Source organism: Mucilaginibacter sp. BGA-UO-ETr-C110 (genome assembly GCF_059567985.1).
Window position 1 is genome coordinate 1,239,887 of record NZ_JCAQPB010000002.1, and the last position, 18,962, is coordinate 1,258,848.

Consider the following 18,962-nt stretch of genomic DNA (forward strand, 5'->3'; position numbering starts at 1 on the left):
ATAATTAACAATGGTTTAACAAAATATTTAGCTATTTTTAGCATTGTTGATTATGCCATGGATGATATAAGTGCTTTTCCTGATCATTCTCTGTCCGAATTGTTGAAATCGGGTAGTCATGAGGCTTATAATGAAATTTACAAACGTTATTTCGGCTTAATGTTTATTGATGCTTGTAAACGGACGGCCAACAAAGAAGACGCACAGGACATCGTTCAGGAAACATTTATTAATCTCTGGAACCGACGGGAATATCTTGACCCGGAGAAAAGTATCGCCGGGTACCTTTACGCGGCCATGCGCAACAAAGTTATCGACTGGTTTACGCATCAGGAAGTAAACTCTAAACATATTAATTCCTTTAAGGCATTTCATGAAACCGGCACTTGCATTACGGATCATGCTATTCGTGAAAAGCAGCTGGCATCCATCATTGAACGGGAAATCGATGCCTTACCTCCACGCATGAGAGAGATATTTATTTTAAGCCGCAGGGCCAATCTCAGTCATAAACAAATAGCCCGGCAGCTTGATCTGTCTGAGCTTACAGTTAAGACCCAGGTAAAGCATGCGCTTAAAATTCTGCGTACGCGCCTTGGTTTGGTGATGTTTATAGTGATGCTCATAGGTCGTTGATTGATAACGGAAAAAAGAACAAATTTTCTGGCGAGCCTGACTACCTGTAAATAAAAGAGGCTGTATCATAAATCAAATTGCCCATCTTTGAGAATTGTCTGTTTGAAAACAGACATCCCTGGTGTTGTGTTACCTATGAATTGAAATTTAGCCGATAATATTTATACAAATTGGGTTTACATGTTTTTTGAGAAAAAACTCATAACTAATTGATTGTTAAATATATAATTCAATGTTGACCGTAAATTATGTAAACCATGTAAACCCAATTGTTAATGGAGCTAACCCAAGGCTATACATCGTTTAAGTAGCTGAATAAATCAAAAAAAGGAGGCTGATCATGATTTATGATACAGCCTCCGGTTAAAATAGAAGGGACAAAAAAGTGTCTTTTATTCCGCGGCTTTTTCAGGCAGCAGTTGAAAGGTGATCATGTTAGTACCCGACAGAAATACCTGTGCGGCTTGCTTTAATGATGCTGCATCTATCTTTTGCAGGAGTTTATCTGTATCCAACGCCTGCAGCACATCCTCGTTATTTTCATATTGGTTGAGCAGGTAGTTCATCCAGAAACCATTGTCCTTTAAAGCCAGCTCTACATTTTTTTCATACTGGGCTTTAAATTTTTGTACATCGTCTGCATCGGGGCCTTTCTCCTTTAGGGTATTCATTTCCTGCTGAACCATGTTTACCAGGTGGTCTGCATTTTGCGGTGCGCAGCCAAAGGCTACAGTAAGGGCAAAGCGATTATGCGGATATTTGTTATAGCTGGTTTGTACCTGTGGGCTGTATACCTCGCCTTCAGCTTCACGTAGTTGCTGCAATACTTTGATCTGCAATACATCACCCAGCGCCTTCAATTGCAGGTTGGCCAGCGGACTATACATATAATCACCGCTGAATACCAGTTGTACAGTTGCCTTATTCTCGGTGCCTTTGTATACCTTTTTTACCATATATCCTGAAGGGATATGAATACCCAGATCACGGGGTTTTATATGCAGATGGGTAGCAGGTAATGAGCCTAAATATTGCTCCAGCAGTGGGGTGATAGTTTCGGGCTTAAAGTTGCCGACAAAAACAAATGTAAATCCGGAGGCATCCGCAAAACGTTCTTTATAAATATCATAGGCACGTTGCAGGGTGATTTTGCCAATGCGGTCTGCAGTTGGAGCAGCCGAGCGATAATTGTAGTTACCCAATACATAGCTAACGGTATCTGCAAATACACTAGCCGGACTGGCATAACGATTGGTTAAACCGGCAATGGCGTTGTTGATGGTGTTTTTAAACATCAGCGTATCCTTCCGTGGTGCGGTAAACTGCAAGTAGGTCAATTGCAGAGCTGCTTCCAGATCCTGTGGTGCTGCGCCGGCTCTGATGGTTGATGAACAACCTATAATATTAGCCGACGATGAGGCTACCTTGCCTGTAAACAGGTTGTTAAGTTGCACCATGCTGAAATCACCCAAACCCATCCGGTTCATGATGCCGCCGGCATTTGCAGCGACATCGTAATCGGTATGCTCATATAACGATGTGCCGCCCGGCGCAAACGCGCCGTAGATGATCTGGTCATTTTTAAAATCGGTTGGTTTCAAAATCACTTTTACGGCGTTGCTGAGGGTAAGTTTAGTGATATTAAGCTGCGCGATCTCCTGTTTACTGACCACTTTACCAGCTTTTGGTTTTACAGAAAGCAATGGCTTGGTTATCTCATCTTCTTTAAAGGGCTGAATATCTTCCTTGCTTATTTGGGTTATCCAGCTTTGTACCTTTGCCGAATCGGGTAGGGAGGCCCTGTCTTTTTCAGGAGCAGATATCAGCACATCCACATCTTTTGATGCTAAATACTCGTTCATCAGGGTATTGATATCAGCCAGGGTAATAGCATTGATATGGTCTTTGGTAAACTGATATTCCCAGGCAATACCCGGCGATGCCTCATTATTTAAAAATAAGCGCTGATACTCCTTTACATAGCTGGTTGAAGGGGTTTTACCCTGTTCATTCACACTGTTTTGGAGGCCACGTAAATAGCTTTGCTTAATGCGGTCAAACTCGGTTGGTGTAAAGCCGTAACGTTTAATTCGCTCCATAACCCGCCAGGTTTGTGCAAAGCTTTGCTCCAACCTGCCTTCTTTAGCTGATACGCTAAAACTCAGCATGTCCACATTTTTTAATACCCCGCCAATGCCAGCGCTCATGCCGGTAAAGGCGGGATTGCTTTCGCGGCTTAACTCAGCTAGTCTGCGATTGCCCAGCAACTGATTAAACAGGTTTTGTTTGATGGAGGTGATATAATCCTGCTCGGTTTTTAACTCAGGGGCCTGATGTTTCATCATGATCTCCAGACTGGTTGATGTTTCTTCTTTGTCTGTGACGATCATGAACTGACTTTTGCCAGTGAGCGGAACATTATATTGCGTGCGTACCTTTTCGTTTTGAGGGTTTTTGAGATCGGCAAACCTTTCTTTAACCAGCTTTTCGGCTTCATTCACTTCCACATCACCCACAATGATCAGCGCCTGCAGATCCGGGCGATACCAGTCATGATGAAACCGTTTAATTACTTCAGGTTTAAATCTGGTTAGCACCGCGTCAGTACCTATGGGCAGTCTGTCGGCATAGCGGGCATGGTTCAGCAGCATAGGCAGGTATTGTCTTGACATACGGTCTTTAGCACCTTTGCCAAGCCTTTCTTCTTCTAATACCACACCACGTTCCTTTTCAATTTCGGTGGGGTCTAAAGTGGCTTCCTGCGCCCAGTCGCGCATAATCCGAATGCCGTTACCAAACATAGCAGGGTTATCAGTTGGGATGGGCAACTGGTAAACAGTTTCGTCAAAACTGGTATAGGCGTTCAGGTCGGCGCCAAAACGAACACCTGCTTTTTGCAGGTAATCAACCAGATCATTCTTCGGAAAGTTTTTGGTGCCATTAAAGTTCATGTGCTCCATAAAGTGGGCCAGGCCCTGCTGGTCATCATCTTCAAGTACCGAGCCTACTTTATTAACCAAGTATAATTCTACACGTTTCCCGGGTTCATTATTATGACGAATATAATAAGTAAAGCCATTGGCCAGTTTACCGGTGCGCACAGCCGGATCTAAGGGGATGGATTGTGCTAAGGCAGCGTATCCGGTAAAACCGATTGCAGTGGTTAGTATCAGTTTTTTAATATCCATGGGAAGGGGAGTTTAATGATTTAATATTTTGTTAAGTTGCTTTTCCAGATCTCCATCGCGCAGACTACGGGCGACGATCTTGCCATCGGGAGCTATCAGGAAGTTTTGCGGAATACCGCTTACGCCATATAAGGCTACCACGCTGTTGATTTCATGATCAAGATCTGCGACGTGTGCCCATGCTGTTAAGTGATCATGGCTAATGGCGTTATGCCAGGCTTTCTCGCGTGGTCGGGTATCCAACGAAACACTCAATATCTCAAATCCTTTTTGGTGATACTCTTTGTATGCTGTAACCAAATGCGGGTTATCGGCACGACAGGGGCTGCACCAACTGGCCCAAAGATCAAGCAATACATATTTGCCTTTAAAGTCCGACAGTTTTACGGTATGCCCGGCAGTATCCAGCAAGGTGAAGTCCGTAGCCTGGCTGCCGATTGCTCCCTTGGTATTAAAGGTAATGGCATCCGTTATTCTTTTGTTAAACTGCTGCCCATCTTCACTTTCCTTAATATCGGGGGGCAACATATCAAAGTAAGGTTTCAACTTTTGGCCATCAATACTATGCCCGGTTCCTGCCAATTTCTGAAGCGCAAAAAATGCAACCGGAGATTTAGCATGTTGTTTGATAAAACCTCCGTATACTTTATCCATAAAATCCTGCTCAAACGCATATTGTTTGGCGTATGCATCATTGGCAGCAACGGTGTCTTTTTGTTTCAGTAACTGGTAAGCCTTAGTTTTAAGTGCCTGATTTTTGTCTTCGTACGGTTTGGCTGTTGTGGTTAATGTTTTATAATCGTTATATCCCGCAGAGCCGCTTATGTTGATATCATGAAATTTTTTGGTATGCGTTACTGTTGATGTACCCGGCGATAGAAACAACAACGCTATGCCATCCGGTTGTATTTGCTTTACCGTTCTCATGTTGTAGGTCATCAGCACGGTTTGCTGACTTACTTCTAAGTATCCTTTCAGTCTGTAGGTATGGTTGGTTACTTTGGCGCTGTCAATAATTTGCTTGAAGCCCTGCATATGCACAACATACACCATCGGCACGTCAATACTATCCAGCTTTCCCCTGATCTCAAAGTTTGTTTTGTTTTGGGCCAGGCCCATAAAAGGAGCTGCCATAAGCAGCACCCCCAATAATTTTTTCATGATAGTTTTCTGATTATTATGCAATCAATGAGTAGCGTTAATTACCTTTTTGTTTATCATAAACCAGTTTACCGGTTAACTCCGATTCGCCGAATTTGAGTTTATAATCAATGGTAAAGGTTTGCAGATCTGGCGAGATGGTATAAGTTTTAACGCTTGGCGGCATCATACCTTTGGGGTTATCCAAAGTTACAATAGCTGTGTGGTCATTGATCCATTGAATGGATAACTCGCTTTTGGAAATAGTAGGGATCTCATTGATAACCGTGTTATTGCTTAATTGTGAAGGTTTTCCGTCAAGCCTGATGATGGCCTTGGTACTTTCGGTTGAATCACCGCTCTTGATATCGATCTCATCAGGTGTTTGATCAATGGTGAGTACCTGAACTTTTTTAGCACTGGCAGCAGTTAGGCGACCAAAATCGCTTTTATTTTCGTTTAAATGCCATACACCTGCAAAATTTGCTTTTTTGGTTTGCGCCGTGGCGCTGTAATTTATCAGGGAAAGACAAACCGCAAATATCAATATCAAAGCTGCTAAACTTTTATGTTTCATGATGATTTTCATTATAGATGTTATTTAAAGATGGAGGCTAATTTAGTATGCAGATCTTCACCGCGCAGATTGGTAGCGATAACAACGCCGTTGGGGTCAATCAGGAAGTTTTGCGGAATAGAACCTACGCCGTACAACTGTGCTGCCTGGTTCTTCCAGCCTTTGAGGTCAGATATCTGTGTCCACGGCAACGCATCGCTTGCGATAGCCTTAAGCCAGCTTGCTTTGGCCGATTCCGAATCAAGAGAGACACCCAATACAGTAAATCCCTTGTCTTTGTACTTATTGTAGGCTTTTAAAACATTCGGGTTTTCCTGGCGGCATGGTAAGCACCAGCTTGCCCAAAAATCCACTAATACATATTTACCTTTATATGATGACAGGCTAACAGGCTTATCATGGATGTCATTTTCTGTAAACTCAGGCGCTTTACTGCCTACAGGTATCTTGCCTGCTTCTACTTTCTGTTTAGCCAGGGCTGCTTTCATTATCGAGTCGCGCATGACCGGGATATGCGCGATAGCGAGGCCTAATTTATCGGTTTTAACGTGGTTGGGCAATTGTTGCGTCAGGGTATCCTGAGCTGCTCCGCCAACATAGCCAGATAACAATAGTGCGTAGGTAGTAAAAGGACTTATCCGGCTATTCGGGTTGTTTTTAACAAAGGTATACGTATCAATTAAACCCTTGGTACCCAGGGCACGTGATCTTTTCAATACATCTGCCTGCAGCGTTTCATTTGTTTTGTATTCGTCGCTTGCTGCTATTCGTTTGAGCTCTTCTTTTTCTTTTAAAACACCGTTGCTTATTTCAATTACCTGGTTTTGAGCCGCGGCAGCAGAGCCAGACAGCGTGAATTTTTTAAGTGTGCCATCTGAAATTACATTCAGTTCGCCCTTGTCCAGATAAAGGGTAAGATCTTTGGTCGGATCTGTTTTAATTGCGGTGCTTATAGTGACCGCTACTGCTTCATCAACGTTGAGCTCCCCTTTAAATTGGTACTCATTATTTTTTACTTCCACACTATCTATGTGTTTTTTTAAGGTTCCGGGTAAAAGTTCCGTCAGATACAGTTTCGTAGGTGCCGGAAATACGTTTTGTAGCTTGCCATTAATCATAAATGGCTGGGTTTGTGCTATGCTTTGTAAACTAGCTATGCACAAACCAGTGGTAAACAGAGCGATGATCTTTGTTTTCATGATGAGTTTTGTTATTAAAAAATAAGAGGGATCGATAAGATCAGCAGGACCGTATCGGGCCCTGCTGTGGGAGCGTTATTATAATAGGGGTGTATTTTAATTATATCCCGGATTTTGCTTCAGGTTTTGGTCAGCTCTGATATCATCAGGAGGGATAGGCATCAATTGCTCGAAGCTGCTCCATGTACCGCCTTTTTGTGGCGTTACCACGCTCATAACCGCATCAAGCTTATTGGTGCGTTTCAGATCAAACCACCGGTGTCCCCATTCGCTAAACAACTCCACCCGGCGCTCACGTGCAACGGCATCAAGTATATCTGATTGTGAGGCTGCTGTAGTATTGGCCAGGCTTGCTCTTGTACGGATGATATTAATATCGGCAATAGCGCCAGACAGATTGTTCTGCTGAGCGCGCGCTTCTGCCCGTATCAGGTATTGCTCGGCAAAACGCATTACTATCGGATACTCGGTAACGGCAATGGTTGAACTCAATGACGCAACCTTGTACTTATTGGCATAATAATAAGTGGTTACCGGCGCGGTAGTGGTTGTGAAGGTACCAACCCAGTTTGTTAAACGGGCGTCGCCGGTTTCAAAAGCGTTTACCAGGTTATTATTTAGTGGTAGCTGGGTTGCTAATGCATAGCTTGCATTAACAATCAGGTAGTTGGCATCAATAGTGTTTAAGTAAAGTTGGGAAACCGGTTGCAATGCCCATAAGGTTTCCTTACTGGCCTTTAAAAAAACCTGGTTCAGGTTACCTACCAGTGTGTAATTAGCATTGCTGATCACAGAGCTGGCCTGGGTTTCGGCATTTTTCCAATCTTTAAGATATAGATAAATCCTTGCCAGCATGGCGCTTGCTACTTGTTTGTTAGGCCTTACTCTGTCTGTAACTGTATTGCCAGAAGCATCTACATACACATTATCGGCCAGTGCTCCCTGTGCGTCAGTCAAATCCTGTATTATCTGCTTGTAAATGGCATCGGGGGTACTATTTGGAAGTACATTATTAACCGTATAGTCATCGGTGGTTGTTAGTGGCGGGGTGCCATACAGGTTTACCGCATAAAAATAAATGTACGCGCGTAAAAACTTTACTTCACCGATAAGTTGTTTTTTAACCCCATCGGTAATGGCCGAAGAGCCGGAAATGCCATTGATGGCTGTGTTACAGAAAAACAGCTCCTTGTAAAACTCCGACCAGAAAGGAGGTGGGGTGATGGGAGCATAGCTGTTTAAATAGAATGAGCCTAATGAGGAGTTATTCGAGCTGATGTTTATCAATTCATCAGCTGCCAAACCCATCGTTAAACTTATACCGGCACCGCCCTGGAAAAATGATCCGGCAGACATTCTTGTATATATACCTGATACCACCGACTGTGCGGCACTGTTTGATGAGAAGGCATTGCTGCTATTTGCCGCAACAAGCGAGGGGCCTACTTGTATGGCCTTTTTGCAGGAGCTGCTCAATAAGCTCACAATGGCCAGCACGCTCATATATAATGCTATGGAATATATCTTTCTAATTTTCATGGTTCCTTCTTTTTAAAGTGATGCTTGTATACCAAAAGTTATAGTTCGTAGCGGCGACATTTTCAGATAGCTTTGAGTTTCGGGATCTGAAAAATTGTAACTACTGATGGTGGCCAGGTTTTCACCTAATGCATAAACTTTCAGGCTACGCAGATGGCATTTCTTAGCTATCTCGTTATCGAACTGGTAACTGAGCGATGCGTTTTGTAACCTGATGTAAGAAGCATCGCTGTAGTATGCATCTACATTTCTGTTGACGTTTAGCGCATTGAAGAGTGTTGCACCAAAGGTGCTGCTGAATTTGCCAAACTTGGCTACATCACCTGGTTTTTGCCAGTGATCTAAAATGGCTGTTGGAAAGTTGGTATTAGGAATTCCCGGCACCGGCAGAAAACTGGTAGAAAGGATCTGTCCGAAAGTGCTTCGTCCGGTTTGTTTTATGCCGCGGAAAAGGAAACTGAGTGTAAAGCCTTTGAAACTAATGGAGTTTGAAACGGAACCAAAGTAACCAGGATCGGTGTTGATCAGCTTGGTTTGATCGGAACCCGAGCTTGATGGCGCGGAAACAATTTTGCCGTCTTTATCATAAAACTGGTAAAGACCGGTTTGCGGATCGACACCGGCATAGCGGTTAACAGGAAAAGTACCAACAGATTGGTTGATTTCTTGCAGAGCGAGTCCAGTGGCATTCGGGAAGGCCAATAATTTGTTACGCTGCCTGCTGATCATAAACGAGGTTGTCCATACAAAACTCCCTGATTGAATATTGGTGATACTGAGCGTAATATCGAACCCTTTGTTTTGGACCTTTGCATCAATATTTTGAGTTATGGAGGTAAAGCCGGTGGTTGATGATAGTGGTACAGATGATAATACATCAGTGGTACGGTTTCTGAAGAAATTACCCTGTAAGCCGATCCTTCCTTTTAAAAACTGTAGCTCAATACCGATATTTGCTTTAGTGGTAGTTTCCCAACTCAGATACGGATTAGGCAGATTGGTTGGTAATATACCCGGTACACCCTGATAAGGGTTGGTTGATGTTACAGCCGAAAAGTTTTCCAAATACAAATAAGTTCCTATCTGGTCGTTACCTGAAGTACCATAGCTTCCTTTTATCTTACCAAAACTGAGGAATGGTATGGCATTTTTAATAAAGTTTTCGGAACTGAATACCCACCCGGCGCCGGTTGCATAAAAGAAATGGAACTGCCGGCTCTGGCCAAATTTACTGGAGCCATCATACCTGCCAGAAAGATCAACTATATATTTGCCTTCCCAGTTATAATTGGCTCGGCCGTAAATAGCGCTGTATTTGTAATTATAGGCGTTATAACCCTGGCCTAAAGCAACAACGCTACTGCCTGCGGCAATGTTATTGATCAGCAGGTCATTGCTATAACCTAAGGCCTGTAATTGGGTAGCATCAACCATTTGCTTTTGTATACTCCCTCCGACTAAAACGTCAAGCGTGCCTTTGCCTATGCTGCGGTTGTATTCAAGCTGTGGCTCTATGCTCCAGAAGCTTTTATTGCTCCAGCTATAATTGGCCGAGCCCTTGACTCCCAGGGCTATGCTGGTTGGCAGAATAGAGGCCAGCGGATTAGCCAGAAACTCATAAAGGGCTTGTTTGTTGTAGCCTACAGTTGCCTGTGCCTTTAAACCTTTAGCCAATAAATAACTGGCAACCATGCTGCTGGTTAAATTTGATAAAGAAGTTCTTGCAAGGGTTTTGGCTGACAATAAAGGGTTTCCAAATGTATTGTTTTGAAAGTTCAGTGATCCGTCGGCGTTATAAAGTGCCGGAGCATCTGGTGCAAGGTTGGCGCTACTGGTCAAATCGGCCGATGGAATGTTATTGAAATCATACGTATATCCACCGGTGAACTGAACATTAAATTTGTTATTATTGCTGGTAGAGTTCAGGCTGAAGTGCAGTGAAGACGTCTGGTCTGATCCACCAATCAACTGTTGAACATTTGTTGAACGCCTAAAGTTGCCGCTGACCAGATAGGAAACATTATTACCGCCCCCGGATATACTGGCTTGGGCATTGGTATTATAGCCCGTGCCTTTTAAAAACATTTTTGGCCAGTCGGTATAACGGGTAGTGTCCCAGGTGCCGTTGATGTCATAATCGGTAGGTAGTATAGCCGCGTTATCATTTTTCTTGGCCTCTCTGCGCATTTGCAGGTATTGCTGTGTATTTAGTAGCTGTGGCGTGGCAATCGCCTGGCTTATACCGCTGAAAACGTTCACATCAATTCTTGTATCGCCTGCTTTACCTTTTTTTGTAGTGATCAATATAACGCCATTGGCGCCTCTTGAACCATAAATGGACGTGGCATCGGCATCCTTTAAAACGTTAATACTCTCTATATCCAAAGGATTAATTAAACTTAATGCATCATATGCCTGACCATTCGATCCTAAATAGTTTGATTTTTGAGATGAATAGCTGCCGCCGTTATAAGGGATACCATCTATAACATAAAGCGGAGCCGAATTTGTGGTTAAGCCGTTTTGTCCCCTGATAACCACATTATAGGTACTTCCGGCCTGACCCGTAGATTGACTGATGACCATACCAGGAACGGTACCCTGTAATACAGTCAAGACGTTGCCTACGGGGTATTTCTCAATTTCCTTGGCTGTAACAGTAGTCTGGTCGCCCACGTTAAGTCTTTTGGTTGTTTGGCCGTAAGCTATCACCTGTATCTCATCCAGTGTACCGATGTCTTCTTTAAGCTGTATAGTAAATGGCGATTTAAGATCTTCAACACGCACTTCATGCGTTTGGTAGCCTACATAGGAAAATACCAGAACCACATTTTTTGAATTAACCAAAGCGTTGAACCTGCCTTCGGCATTTGTTACCCAACCGGCTATAATGGCTGATCCTTTTACTTTCACCGTAACGCCCGGTAATGGAATGCCGTTTTGGCCGGTAATCTTACCTGTTATGAAAATAAGTTCATTACGTTGTGCCGTAGCTTCTTTAAGGCGTACAACTATGGTATTGTCAATAACTTTATAATTAAGCGGTTTATTAGCCAGTGATTTGTCCATTACTTCCGTAATGTTGGCATCGTTAATTTCGATATTGAAATTTGCAAAAGCACGCAGTACATCAGGGTCGTACACAAAGGTATAGCCGCTCTGTTGTTCAATGGCTTTAAAAAGCTTTTCGTACGATATGTTTTTGGCCTTGAAGGTTATGTGCTGCGCAAAAGTGACGGCGCTTACCTGCATGATACAAAACAGAATTCCTAAAGTGGTCAGTCTCATAACCAGGAAAAATTTGTGAAGTCCTTTCTTATAATTTAAGAAAGGACTTAAAGTAAAATTTTGCATACTTTTGTATGGTTTGGGTTTGTAAGTACCTTGTTTAGTTCAAATTAAATTTATGGTTAACCCAAACTATTAGCCGGGAAGTGTGTCACCACTCTCCGGTTTTTTTTGGGCCAACAAAAGGGGACGGAAGCCTGGCAACCGCTTTGATTTAAGAGGTGGTAATTATTTTACGATAATCCTCCTTCCTTCAATTTTAAAGTTGATACCTGCGTATTCTAATATGGATAAAGCTTTTGATGCATTGGTGTATTTAGAGAATGACCCGGAAAGCCGCTTGGTGGGTATTTTTCCCTGGTATACTACATCTACATCATACCAGCGCGCAATCTGGCGCATAATGGTATTTACATCGGTATAGTCAAAATAAAACTTACCGTTTTTCCAGGCAATAACTTCTTCGCTGTTAAAATCGTTGGTTACGTTGATAGCTGAGCTATTTGTATTATCAACCGCTTGTTCTCCTGGTTTTAGTATAGCTGATTTTGCATCCCTGCTAACCTTTACCGCGCCTTCAAATAATGTTGTTTTTATAAGTGGCTCATCATCATAAGCATTGATATTGAAGTGGGTACCCAGCACCTCAACCGTTTGGCCACGGGTAATTACCCTAAAAGGTTTGTGCTGATCATGTGAAACTTCAAAGTAAACCTCGCCGGTTACCTGAACCGTTCTGTCATGACCTGTAAACGTTGTTGGATAGGTTATGGATGATGCCGCGTTTAACCAAACATTGGTGCCATCAGCCAGTGTCAGATGATATTCGCCGCCGCGTGGGGTAGCTGTAGTATTGTATAATGGAGCCGATGTTTCATTATCATTTCCGTTATAAACTAATTGTCCATCAGCTGTTTTGCTGACAGCCACATTACCTTGCTGTGCTATTTTGCCATTCGAAGCACCTGTTAAAACGATCTGTTGGCCGTTACCCAACGTAAGTGTAGCTTTATTGCTGCCCGGAAGAAGATCATTCTGTTTAGCTATTGAAGCCGTATTTTCTGAATTTAGTGATGGCTGACGAAAAGTAAAATACGCAACGGCAGAAACACATAAAAGAATAGTGGCTGCAATAGAAAGGTAAAACCTTCTGCCTGCAATGCGTGTGTCTTTAGGGAGATTTGCCTTAACTAAGGTATAAGCAGCTTCAATTTCTTCTTGTGACGGTACTGCTCTATCATGAGCTGTATTAAGATACCAGCTTTCAACCCAGGCGGTTTCTTCCTGATCGCATTTTCCTTCGATATACTTTTTCAGCAGATTCTTGCTTTCCTGGTTAGTCATGGTGGCTTATTACTTGCTTATATTAGGTATTACGGTTTAAAATGCCAGAGGGGGTATGCTGATGTAAAAAATTTAAACTTTTTTAAACATTAGCTTAACGGGTATGGAGCTCCGGGCAAAAAACGACTGTTTTATTGACGTTAAAAGCTAAATTGAAGTTAACAAAAAAGCGGCAGGGCCCATCGCAGCAGTCCGGAATATTTAAAAACCTTTTACAGAAAACAATGCCTTATGATGTGTTTACCTGATGAGCTTTTTAAGATCGGTAATAAGCAACTTGGTAAAAACTACACCGCCGGCAGCCTGGAGGTGGTATTGGTCAAAAAACAGGCTGTCGGTAAAAATAGCAGGGTTATAGTAGTTAAGATATGTGCCTCCATGTTTTTCAATAATGGACTGGCATTGATCAAAATGTCTTTGTAAAATTTGCCGGGACACGGCTGTATTGGCGTAAGACGCTTTGATAGGGGCCTGGGCAAAAATAAGCTTGATGTGTTGTGCATTGAGCCATGCGCCCAGGCTATCCAACTCGCGATATTGGTCTATGGTATATTGGGTTGGGAATATACCATGCTCGTTCCATTTATCGCGGCTTATATCTTTAGCTTTAATGGTAAGCAAGGCACCCCCCCAGCTATCAAACTGAACGGGAAAGGCGGTATGTTTCCTGCGAATGATCTGGTGTATGGAGCTGTAATTTTTAAAATAAAAGATCTCCGGAAACCCATTTCTAATAAAGGTATTGGTATTTACATAGTTGAGATATGTATCATTGGATGGTGATATAAAATCACCGATGGAGGAACCAATAATAACGTACCTGGGATGGTAATCATTTACAAAACAACTGAGCAGCACCCGCATATCGCTTATCTGCAAACCCCATGATGCAAAATTATAATAAGGCACACGCAAATTGTGTATGATGATATTCGAGTTAAGTTCATACAAACTGACTGATGAACCAATAGATATCACTTTTAAATGCTTAACATGTTGCTTTTGCAAACGGATCATCTTAAGATCAAAAAGGGTAGAATTAGTAATGATGGGGGAGTAACCCAGGCGAAAAAGCACCTCGAAGATCAGCAGTACCGGTAACACAAACAGCAGCGTCTTAAATATGAATTTGACCGTACCTTTCATGTTAAAATTTAAAGTAAATAAAATCGCTATTCCGGGTGGCGGTAAACGTGAGGATGATGAGTATTAAGCCATAATATATGATAGCCCTTGCCGGGAAGTTTTTTATAAAATCTATTTGCAGGACATGTTGTTTGTCGCGCTGCAGCCATTCAGCCGCAAACATGATCAGGATACAAACCAATGTTGCGGCGGTATTCACTTTTTCGATAATGACAGGAGCCATAAACAGCGAATGTGAAAAAAGCCTGTGGTAATAATCAAAAGCCTGGGCCAGGTTATCAGCACGAAAGAGAATGAAGGTAAACATGATCAGGATAAACGTACCAGCCATATTTAACAAAGCTGGCAGTTCCGGCAGAAGCCGATCCGTAGCTATCTTCTTCTTTTTATTTAAGGTTCCCCGTAATATAAGCGGGATGTAATAGCAGCCATTTAAAAAACCGAAAAGCATAAAAGTCCAATTGGCGCCATGCCAGATACCGATCGCTGTAAAATTGATCAATATGGCGAGTATAAGCCCTGTTTTTCCCAGATCCCGGAAGTAGATGGTAAGGGGTGTAAATATATAATCTGTAAGCCAACTGGTTAGGGAAATATGCCAGCGGCGCCAGAAGTCGGCAATATTCCGGGCAAAAAAGGGCGTATCAAAATTACGGGTAATTTTAAACCCGATGAGGTTGGATAAACCAATAGCGATATCCGAATAACCCGAAAAATCGGCGTAGACCTGAATAAGAGACAAAAAGGCACCAAATAGGAGAGAGCTGGCTGGCAGGGTTTTATAGTGCTCGAAAATGTCATTTGTAAATACCGCGCAATTATCAGCAATCACAATTTTTTTGAATAAACCCCAAAGTATCTGGCGTAATGCGTCTGTAGCCTGAGCATAATTAAACGTCCTTAGCCTTTCTAACTGTGGGATGAGTGTTTTAGGCCGATCGATAGGTCCTGATATTACACACGGAAAAAAGGATACATAGCAAAAAAATACCACCCAATCTGTACTAGGTTTAATTTTACCATGCTTAATATCCAATAAGTAGCTTAATGTGCGGAAAGTATAAAAGCTGATACCCAGGGGCAGTATGATGTTTAGCGTATATATATCCAGTTTGATATTAAACGCTATAAATGCAGTGGCTATAGATTTTACAAAAAAGTTGAAATATTTAAAGAAAAGCAATGTGCCCAAACCTTGCAGCAAACCAACCCATAGCAAAAAACTACGTCGTTTTTCCTGCTTGCTGTTATATATGCCTATGCCTAAAAAGTAGTTGAGGATTGAGCTGCCAATAAGCAAGGACAAAAAGCGCCAATCCCACCAGGCATAAAACAAGTAGTTGCCCGCCAGGAGCAGGAGGTTTTGTAATTTAAGTCCGCGGTTAAAGACAAACCAGTATAAAAGGAAGAACAGGCAAAAAAAAATAACGAATGTGATGGAGGTAAACAGCATTCTGAGGTTATTTTGAGTTTAATAATTCAATTAACCCGTATGAAACCTGCAAAAAGGCAACCTCCCGGTTATCAAACAATATTGCAGGTTTGGGAGACGAAATTAACATTGCGTGCTCACCGATAAGTCTTTCAATTTCGGCGTGGATGTCATCAACCTCAAAGCATAAATGGTAATAAGTGATATTCTTTTTTACAAAGCTTTCTACCTGTTTACCGGCAATCAGTTCAATATGGGTTCCGTCGCTTAGAGTAAGCATAGCCAGTTCCGCATTTTGTTCGGGGTCAAAAACGGTTGCGCTTATGGCTGCAATATCATGGATCTTACAGATGCTGGCTATCTCTGCCGCGATATTTTTGCAGGCCACTCCTACATGATGAAATTTCATATGTTACTAATTGATCCTGTTACTTATAGAGCCGATCAACTCGCCAACATTGTTCCAGCTTTGAATTTCCTGCGAGGTAAATCTGATCCCGAATTGTTTTTCAATAGCTACCACCAATTGAATATGGTTTAAAGAATCCCATTCTTCTACATCATTTGCGGTAGTTTCATAAGTTAGTACAACGTTTTCATCATCCAGTACATCAATGAAAATATCGTTTACCATTTTTAATATTTCGCCTTTATCCATGTATGCATTGTTGTTTAAAGTTATGAAGAGACTTGGCTCTTTTTTAAAAAAGCTCCGTATAATATAGCTATCTTGAATTTGGCAGCTCTTTCGGGCGACACCTCTTCTGATAAAAGCGACAATTCTGCCTCAATATCAAATCCCGCTGCTTTTATAATATCCTGTATCTCGCCCACAGTATTAAACAGATAAATATGATCAATTGCGGGCGCGTTGGTAGGGGTGGTAAAGAATAGTACTCCATCATCACTCAACAGCGAGTTTAATTTTTGTAATAACTTTAGCGGGTCTTCTACATGTTCCAGTACTTCGCCCAGCGTGATAAAATCGTACTTCTGGTGATTATCAAACTCAAAAATATCCTTCAGGTGATAATTTATCCGGCTATCATTTATAAAACTTTTGGTCATTGCAATGGACGTCTCGCTGATATCAACAGCAGTAAGCTTGGTACCGGTATCCATGATTTCCAATGCTTTTGACAAATAAAGTCCATGCCCTACACCAACTTCCAGATAGCTTTTTGTAGCACTAATGTACCGCGGTAAAGTATCTGTAAAGTATTGCAGCATCTGGTAATGATGTTTCCACAAAAACTGCGACATGATGAGGCCATGCATATAGTACTCCATGGTTTCGGGGCGGGCATACACGCGTTGATTCACTTCAGCAAATGTGCTGCTGGAATATTTCCCCGTGCGTAAAAACTCAACTGTTTCGCTATTTACATCTGCGATCATGTGTAAATAGCAGTTTATAGCGTAATCGAGGATTTTATTATTAAGGTGCAGTATGTTAATGTATTTGACAAAAAAAGAATTAGCCATCTCATAATAACGGGCGTCAAAAAAAGCGATGTTCTTTTTGAGTTTTTTGCCATGCATTGGGTTTAGCGTTTCTATTTTTTGATAGATATAGTTGAGCGGCTGTTCCATTACTTAATGTTCACGTGTGTTTTTTTGTGGGTGTAGGTATGCATATCCAGTATCCAGTGATCATTTTGCTTTTCAAAGCCCAGATCCTGGTAGAGATGTTTTACAATTTCGTTTTTAGGTGTTTGCAGGTATTGCCCTTTTAGGTAGCTGAATCCCTTTGCTTTGGCAAAAGCCGTAATGGTGTTTAATGTAAAATTTTCCATCCCTCTTTTTAGCACCCGGCAGCTCATAAACCAATTATCGATAAAGAGTACATCGATAGATTCTTTTTTCAAAATAACGGCACAGATGAGGCCATTATCCCCAAACTTATCGGTTAAAGTAAATGAAATGCCAAATGCATCTGTTGAATCTGCAATGGACTTAACATCTGTTTCGGTGTACCTAACCGTGCGCAAATTGAATTGGTTTGAGCGTTGCGAAAGCTGCGCCAACCGTGGCGTGTTAAATGTGCTAAAGGTTTCCACTACTGCTGTCATGTTCAGGCTTTGCAAAAAAGCGTCTTCGTTGGCATATTGCTGCTGTTCTGTATTTCGTTTAGCTGCAGTTTGGTAGTGCTTGGTTCGTTCCGCATCTTCATCTGTAAGCAAAGTGGTTTCGAACAGGTTCAGGGTATACAGATATTCCAGGTAATTTGCCGGGTCTTCGGGCAGTTCAGGAACAGTAAGGTCCGGGATGTGTTCAAGTACCATGGCCCTTTCAAAAGGATTGTCATCCAGGAAAACCATGGCATCAAAACCAATGTTTAATTCGGCCTGAATTTGTTTGATGTTATCGGCTTTGTTATCCCAGTTGACTTTAAAAATGGCAATATCGCCCAGGTGCAACACCATATCCGGATGTTTTTCAAACGGTTCCCTGGCAATTGTTTCGGTGTTTTTGCTACAAATGGCCAGGATAATGCCCCGGTTTTTTAACTTCTTTACCCAATGCTGAAACTCCGTAAATGCTTTCCCTATACCTAAATTTCCCAACTGAATGTTTTCTATGCCGTCATCGCCGATTATACCACCCCACAGTGTATTATCCAGATCAAGGATCAGGCATTTTTTTAGCCGGCCATACATCGAACCGATGAGGTCAGTTGTTTGGGCGGCCACCCATGGTAATATATCGATACTTAACACCATCTCTGTGTTTATATACATCGATGTTTGCAAAAAGGTTGCCTTGCCCAACTGATTTTGAATAGAAGAAATGTCACAGATATGAAAATCAGTTTGTTGGCTGGCGTAAAGCATCAGTTCATAATTAAGCTTCCGTAACTGAAATAGGAATGATGATGGGTTTTTGGCGGCATAATTGCCAAATACCGCATCATTGATTTCGGTGTAGTTATAGTAAATGATCTTTGCATTCAAATGGATATTTAAGACAGTAGATAGATCACCGATCAATGCCAATCGATTTTGGGCCAGACCACTATGTTCCGCAGGGTTTAGTTTGTTGTATTTGGCTAATAATTGATGTGAAGAATGGAATATGATAACTATTTCGGGAGCAAATGTATACAGCTCAGTTGTTGGGTCTAAAACCTGTCGTTCTATTTGGTTAAAATCGGCTTCCCATATTTGAAGGTCAAAACCCATATCAAAGCCCATACCCCTTATACATTGTGTTAGTAATTGTGTGGCGGTATCTCCCAGGAGCGCAATTTTAACTGATCTTAAATGTGAAAAGTCATTCTTTAAATTTTTTTTCAATTCCGAAAAGGTCTTCATGGGCAGATGTAACTATGATGAAAGCAGGCAATGTTTTGTATCACCGTAAAATTAGATACTTTATTTGATAGCAGAAGTGAATATTTAGAGGCTGAGTTTACATAAATAATGCTTCCGACTTAAGTCAGAAAATATACTATTAGGCTAGTGTATGCATCA

General features: G+C 41.9%; 14 protein-coding genes. 1 reads left to right on the plus strand and 13 read right to left on the minus strand.

Annotated features, from left to right (window positions below; translation table 11 throughout):
* Positions 1 to 57: 57 nt before the first annotated feature.
* Positions 58 to 636 (plus strand): RNA polymerase sigma-70 factor, encoded by a 579-nt coding sequence (locus AC57BQ_RS06435; RefSeq protein ID WP_496405486.1) that lies wholly within the window; start codon positions 58 to 60, stop codon positions 634 to 636.
* Positions 637 to 1,028: 392 nt separating this feature from the next.
* Here AC57BQ_RS06435 and AC57BQ_RS06440 read toward each other — a convergent pair whose 3' ends face one another.
* The 13 genes from AC57BQ_RS06440 to AC57BQ_RS06500 form a co-directional block, all read right to left on the minus strand.
* On the minus strand, positions 1,029 to 3,824 hold the full coding sequence (locus AC57BQ_RS06440) for a M16 family metallopeptidase (RefSeq protein ID WP_496405487.1): 2,796 nt from the start codon (positions 3,822 to 3,824) through the stop codon (positions 1,029 to 1,031).
* 12 nt (positions 3,825 to 3,836) lie between these two features.
* On the minus strand, positions 3,837 to 4,985 hold the full coding sequence (locus AC57BQ_RS06445; RefSeq protein WP_496405488.1) for a redoxin domain-containing protein: 1,149 nt from the start codon (positions 4,983 to 4,985) through the stop codon (positions 3,837 to 3,839).
* A 37-nt stretch (positions 4,986 to 5,022) separates the two neighbouring features.
* Positions 5,023 to 5,541 (minus strand): hypothetical protein, encoded by a 519-nt coding sequence (locus tag AC57BQ_RS06450; protein ID WP_496405489.1) that lies wholly within the window; start codon positions 5,539 to 5,541, stop codon positions 5,023 to 5,025.
* A 20-nt stretch (positions 5,542 to 5,561) separates the two neighbouring features.
* A complete protein-coding gene (locus AC57BQ_RS06455; RefSeq protein ID WP_496405490.1) occupies positions 5,562 to 6,740 on the minus strand; it encodes a redoxin domain-containing protein in 1,179 nt (392 codons plus the stop codon).
* Positions 6,741 to 6,836: 96 nt separating this feature from the next.
* Positions 6,837 to 8,279: a RagB/SusD family nutrient uptake outer membrane protein gene (locus tag AC57BQ_RS06460; protein WP_496405491.1), complete on the minus strand. Its 1,443-nt coding sequence runs from the start codon at positions 8,277 to 8,279 to the stop codon at positions 6,837 to 6,839.
* Positions 8,280 to 8,291: 12 nt separating this feature from the next.
* Positions 8,292 to 11,567 carry a SusC/RagA family TonB-linked outer membrane protein gene (locus tag AC57BQ_RS06465; RefSeq protein ID WP_496405492.1) on the minus strand — a complete coding sequence of 1,092 codons (3,276 nt, stop codon included), beginning with the start codon at positions 11,565 to 11,567 and terminating at the stop codon, positions 8,292 to 8,294.
* Positions 11,568 to 11,795: 228 nt separating this feature from the next.
* On the minus strand, positions 11,796 to 12,911 hold the full coding sequence (locus tag AC57BQ_RS06470; protein ID WP_496405493.1) for a FecR family protein: 1,116 nt from the start codon (positions 12,909 to 12,911) through the stop codon (positions 11,796 to 11,798).
* A gap of 240 nt (positions 12,912 to 13,151) precedes the next feature.
* Positions 13,152 to 14,057: a hypothetical protein gene (locus AC57BQ_RS06475; protein ID WP_496405494.1), complete on the minus strand. Its 906-nt coding sequence runs from the start codon at positions 14,055 to 14,057 to the stop codon at positions 13,152 to 13,154.
* Between the two features lies 1 nt (position 14,058).
* Entirely contained in the window at positions 14,059 to 15,510 is a 1,452-nt protein-coding gene (locus tag AC57BQ_RS06480; RefSeq protein WP_496405495.1) for an MBOAT family O-acyltransferase, read from the minus strand.
* Positions 15,511 to 15,517: 7 nt separating this feature from the next.
* Positions 15,518 to 15,898 (minus strand): VOC family protein, encoded by a 381-nt coding sequence (locus AC57BQ_RS06485; RefSeq protein ID WP_496405496.1) that lies wholly within the window; start codon positions 15,896 to 15,898, stop codon positions 15,518 to 15,520.
* Between the two features lie 6 nt (positions 15,899 to 15,904).
* On the minus strand, positions 15,905 to 16,147 hold the full coding sequence (locus AC57BQ_RS06490; protein WP_496405497.1) for an acyl carrier protein: 243 nt from the start codon (positions 16,145 to 16,147) through the stop codon (positions 15,905 to 15,907).
* Between the two features lie 20 nt (positions 16,148 to 16,167).
* Positions 16,168 to 17,082 (minus strand): class I SAM-dependent methyltransferase, encoded by a 915-nt coding sequence (locus AC57BQ_RS06495; RefSeq protein ID WP_496405498.1) that lies wholly within the window; start codon positions 17,080 to 17,082, stop codon positions 16,168 to 16,170.
* On the minus strand, positions 17,082 to 18,803 hold the full coding sequence (locus AC57BQ_RS06500) for an HAD-IIIC family phosphatase (protein ID WP_496405499.1): 1,722 nt from the start codon (positions 18,801 to 18,803) through the stop codon (positions 17,082 to 17,084). Before AC57BQ_RS06500 ends, AC57BQ_RS06495 begins: the two co-directional genes overlap by 1 nt.
* Between the last annotated feature and the right edge of the window lie 159 nt (positions 18,804 to 18,962).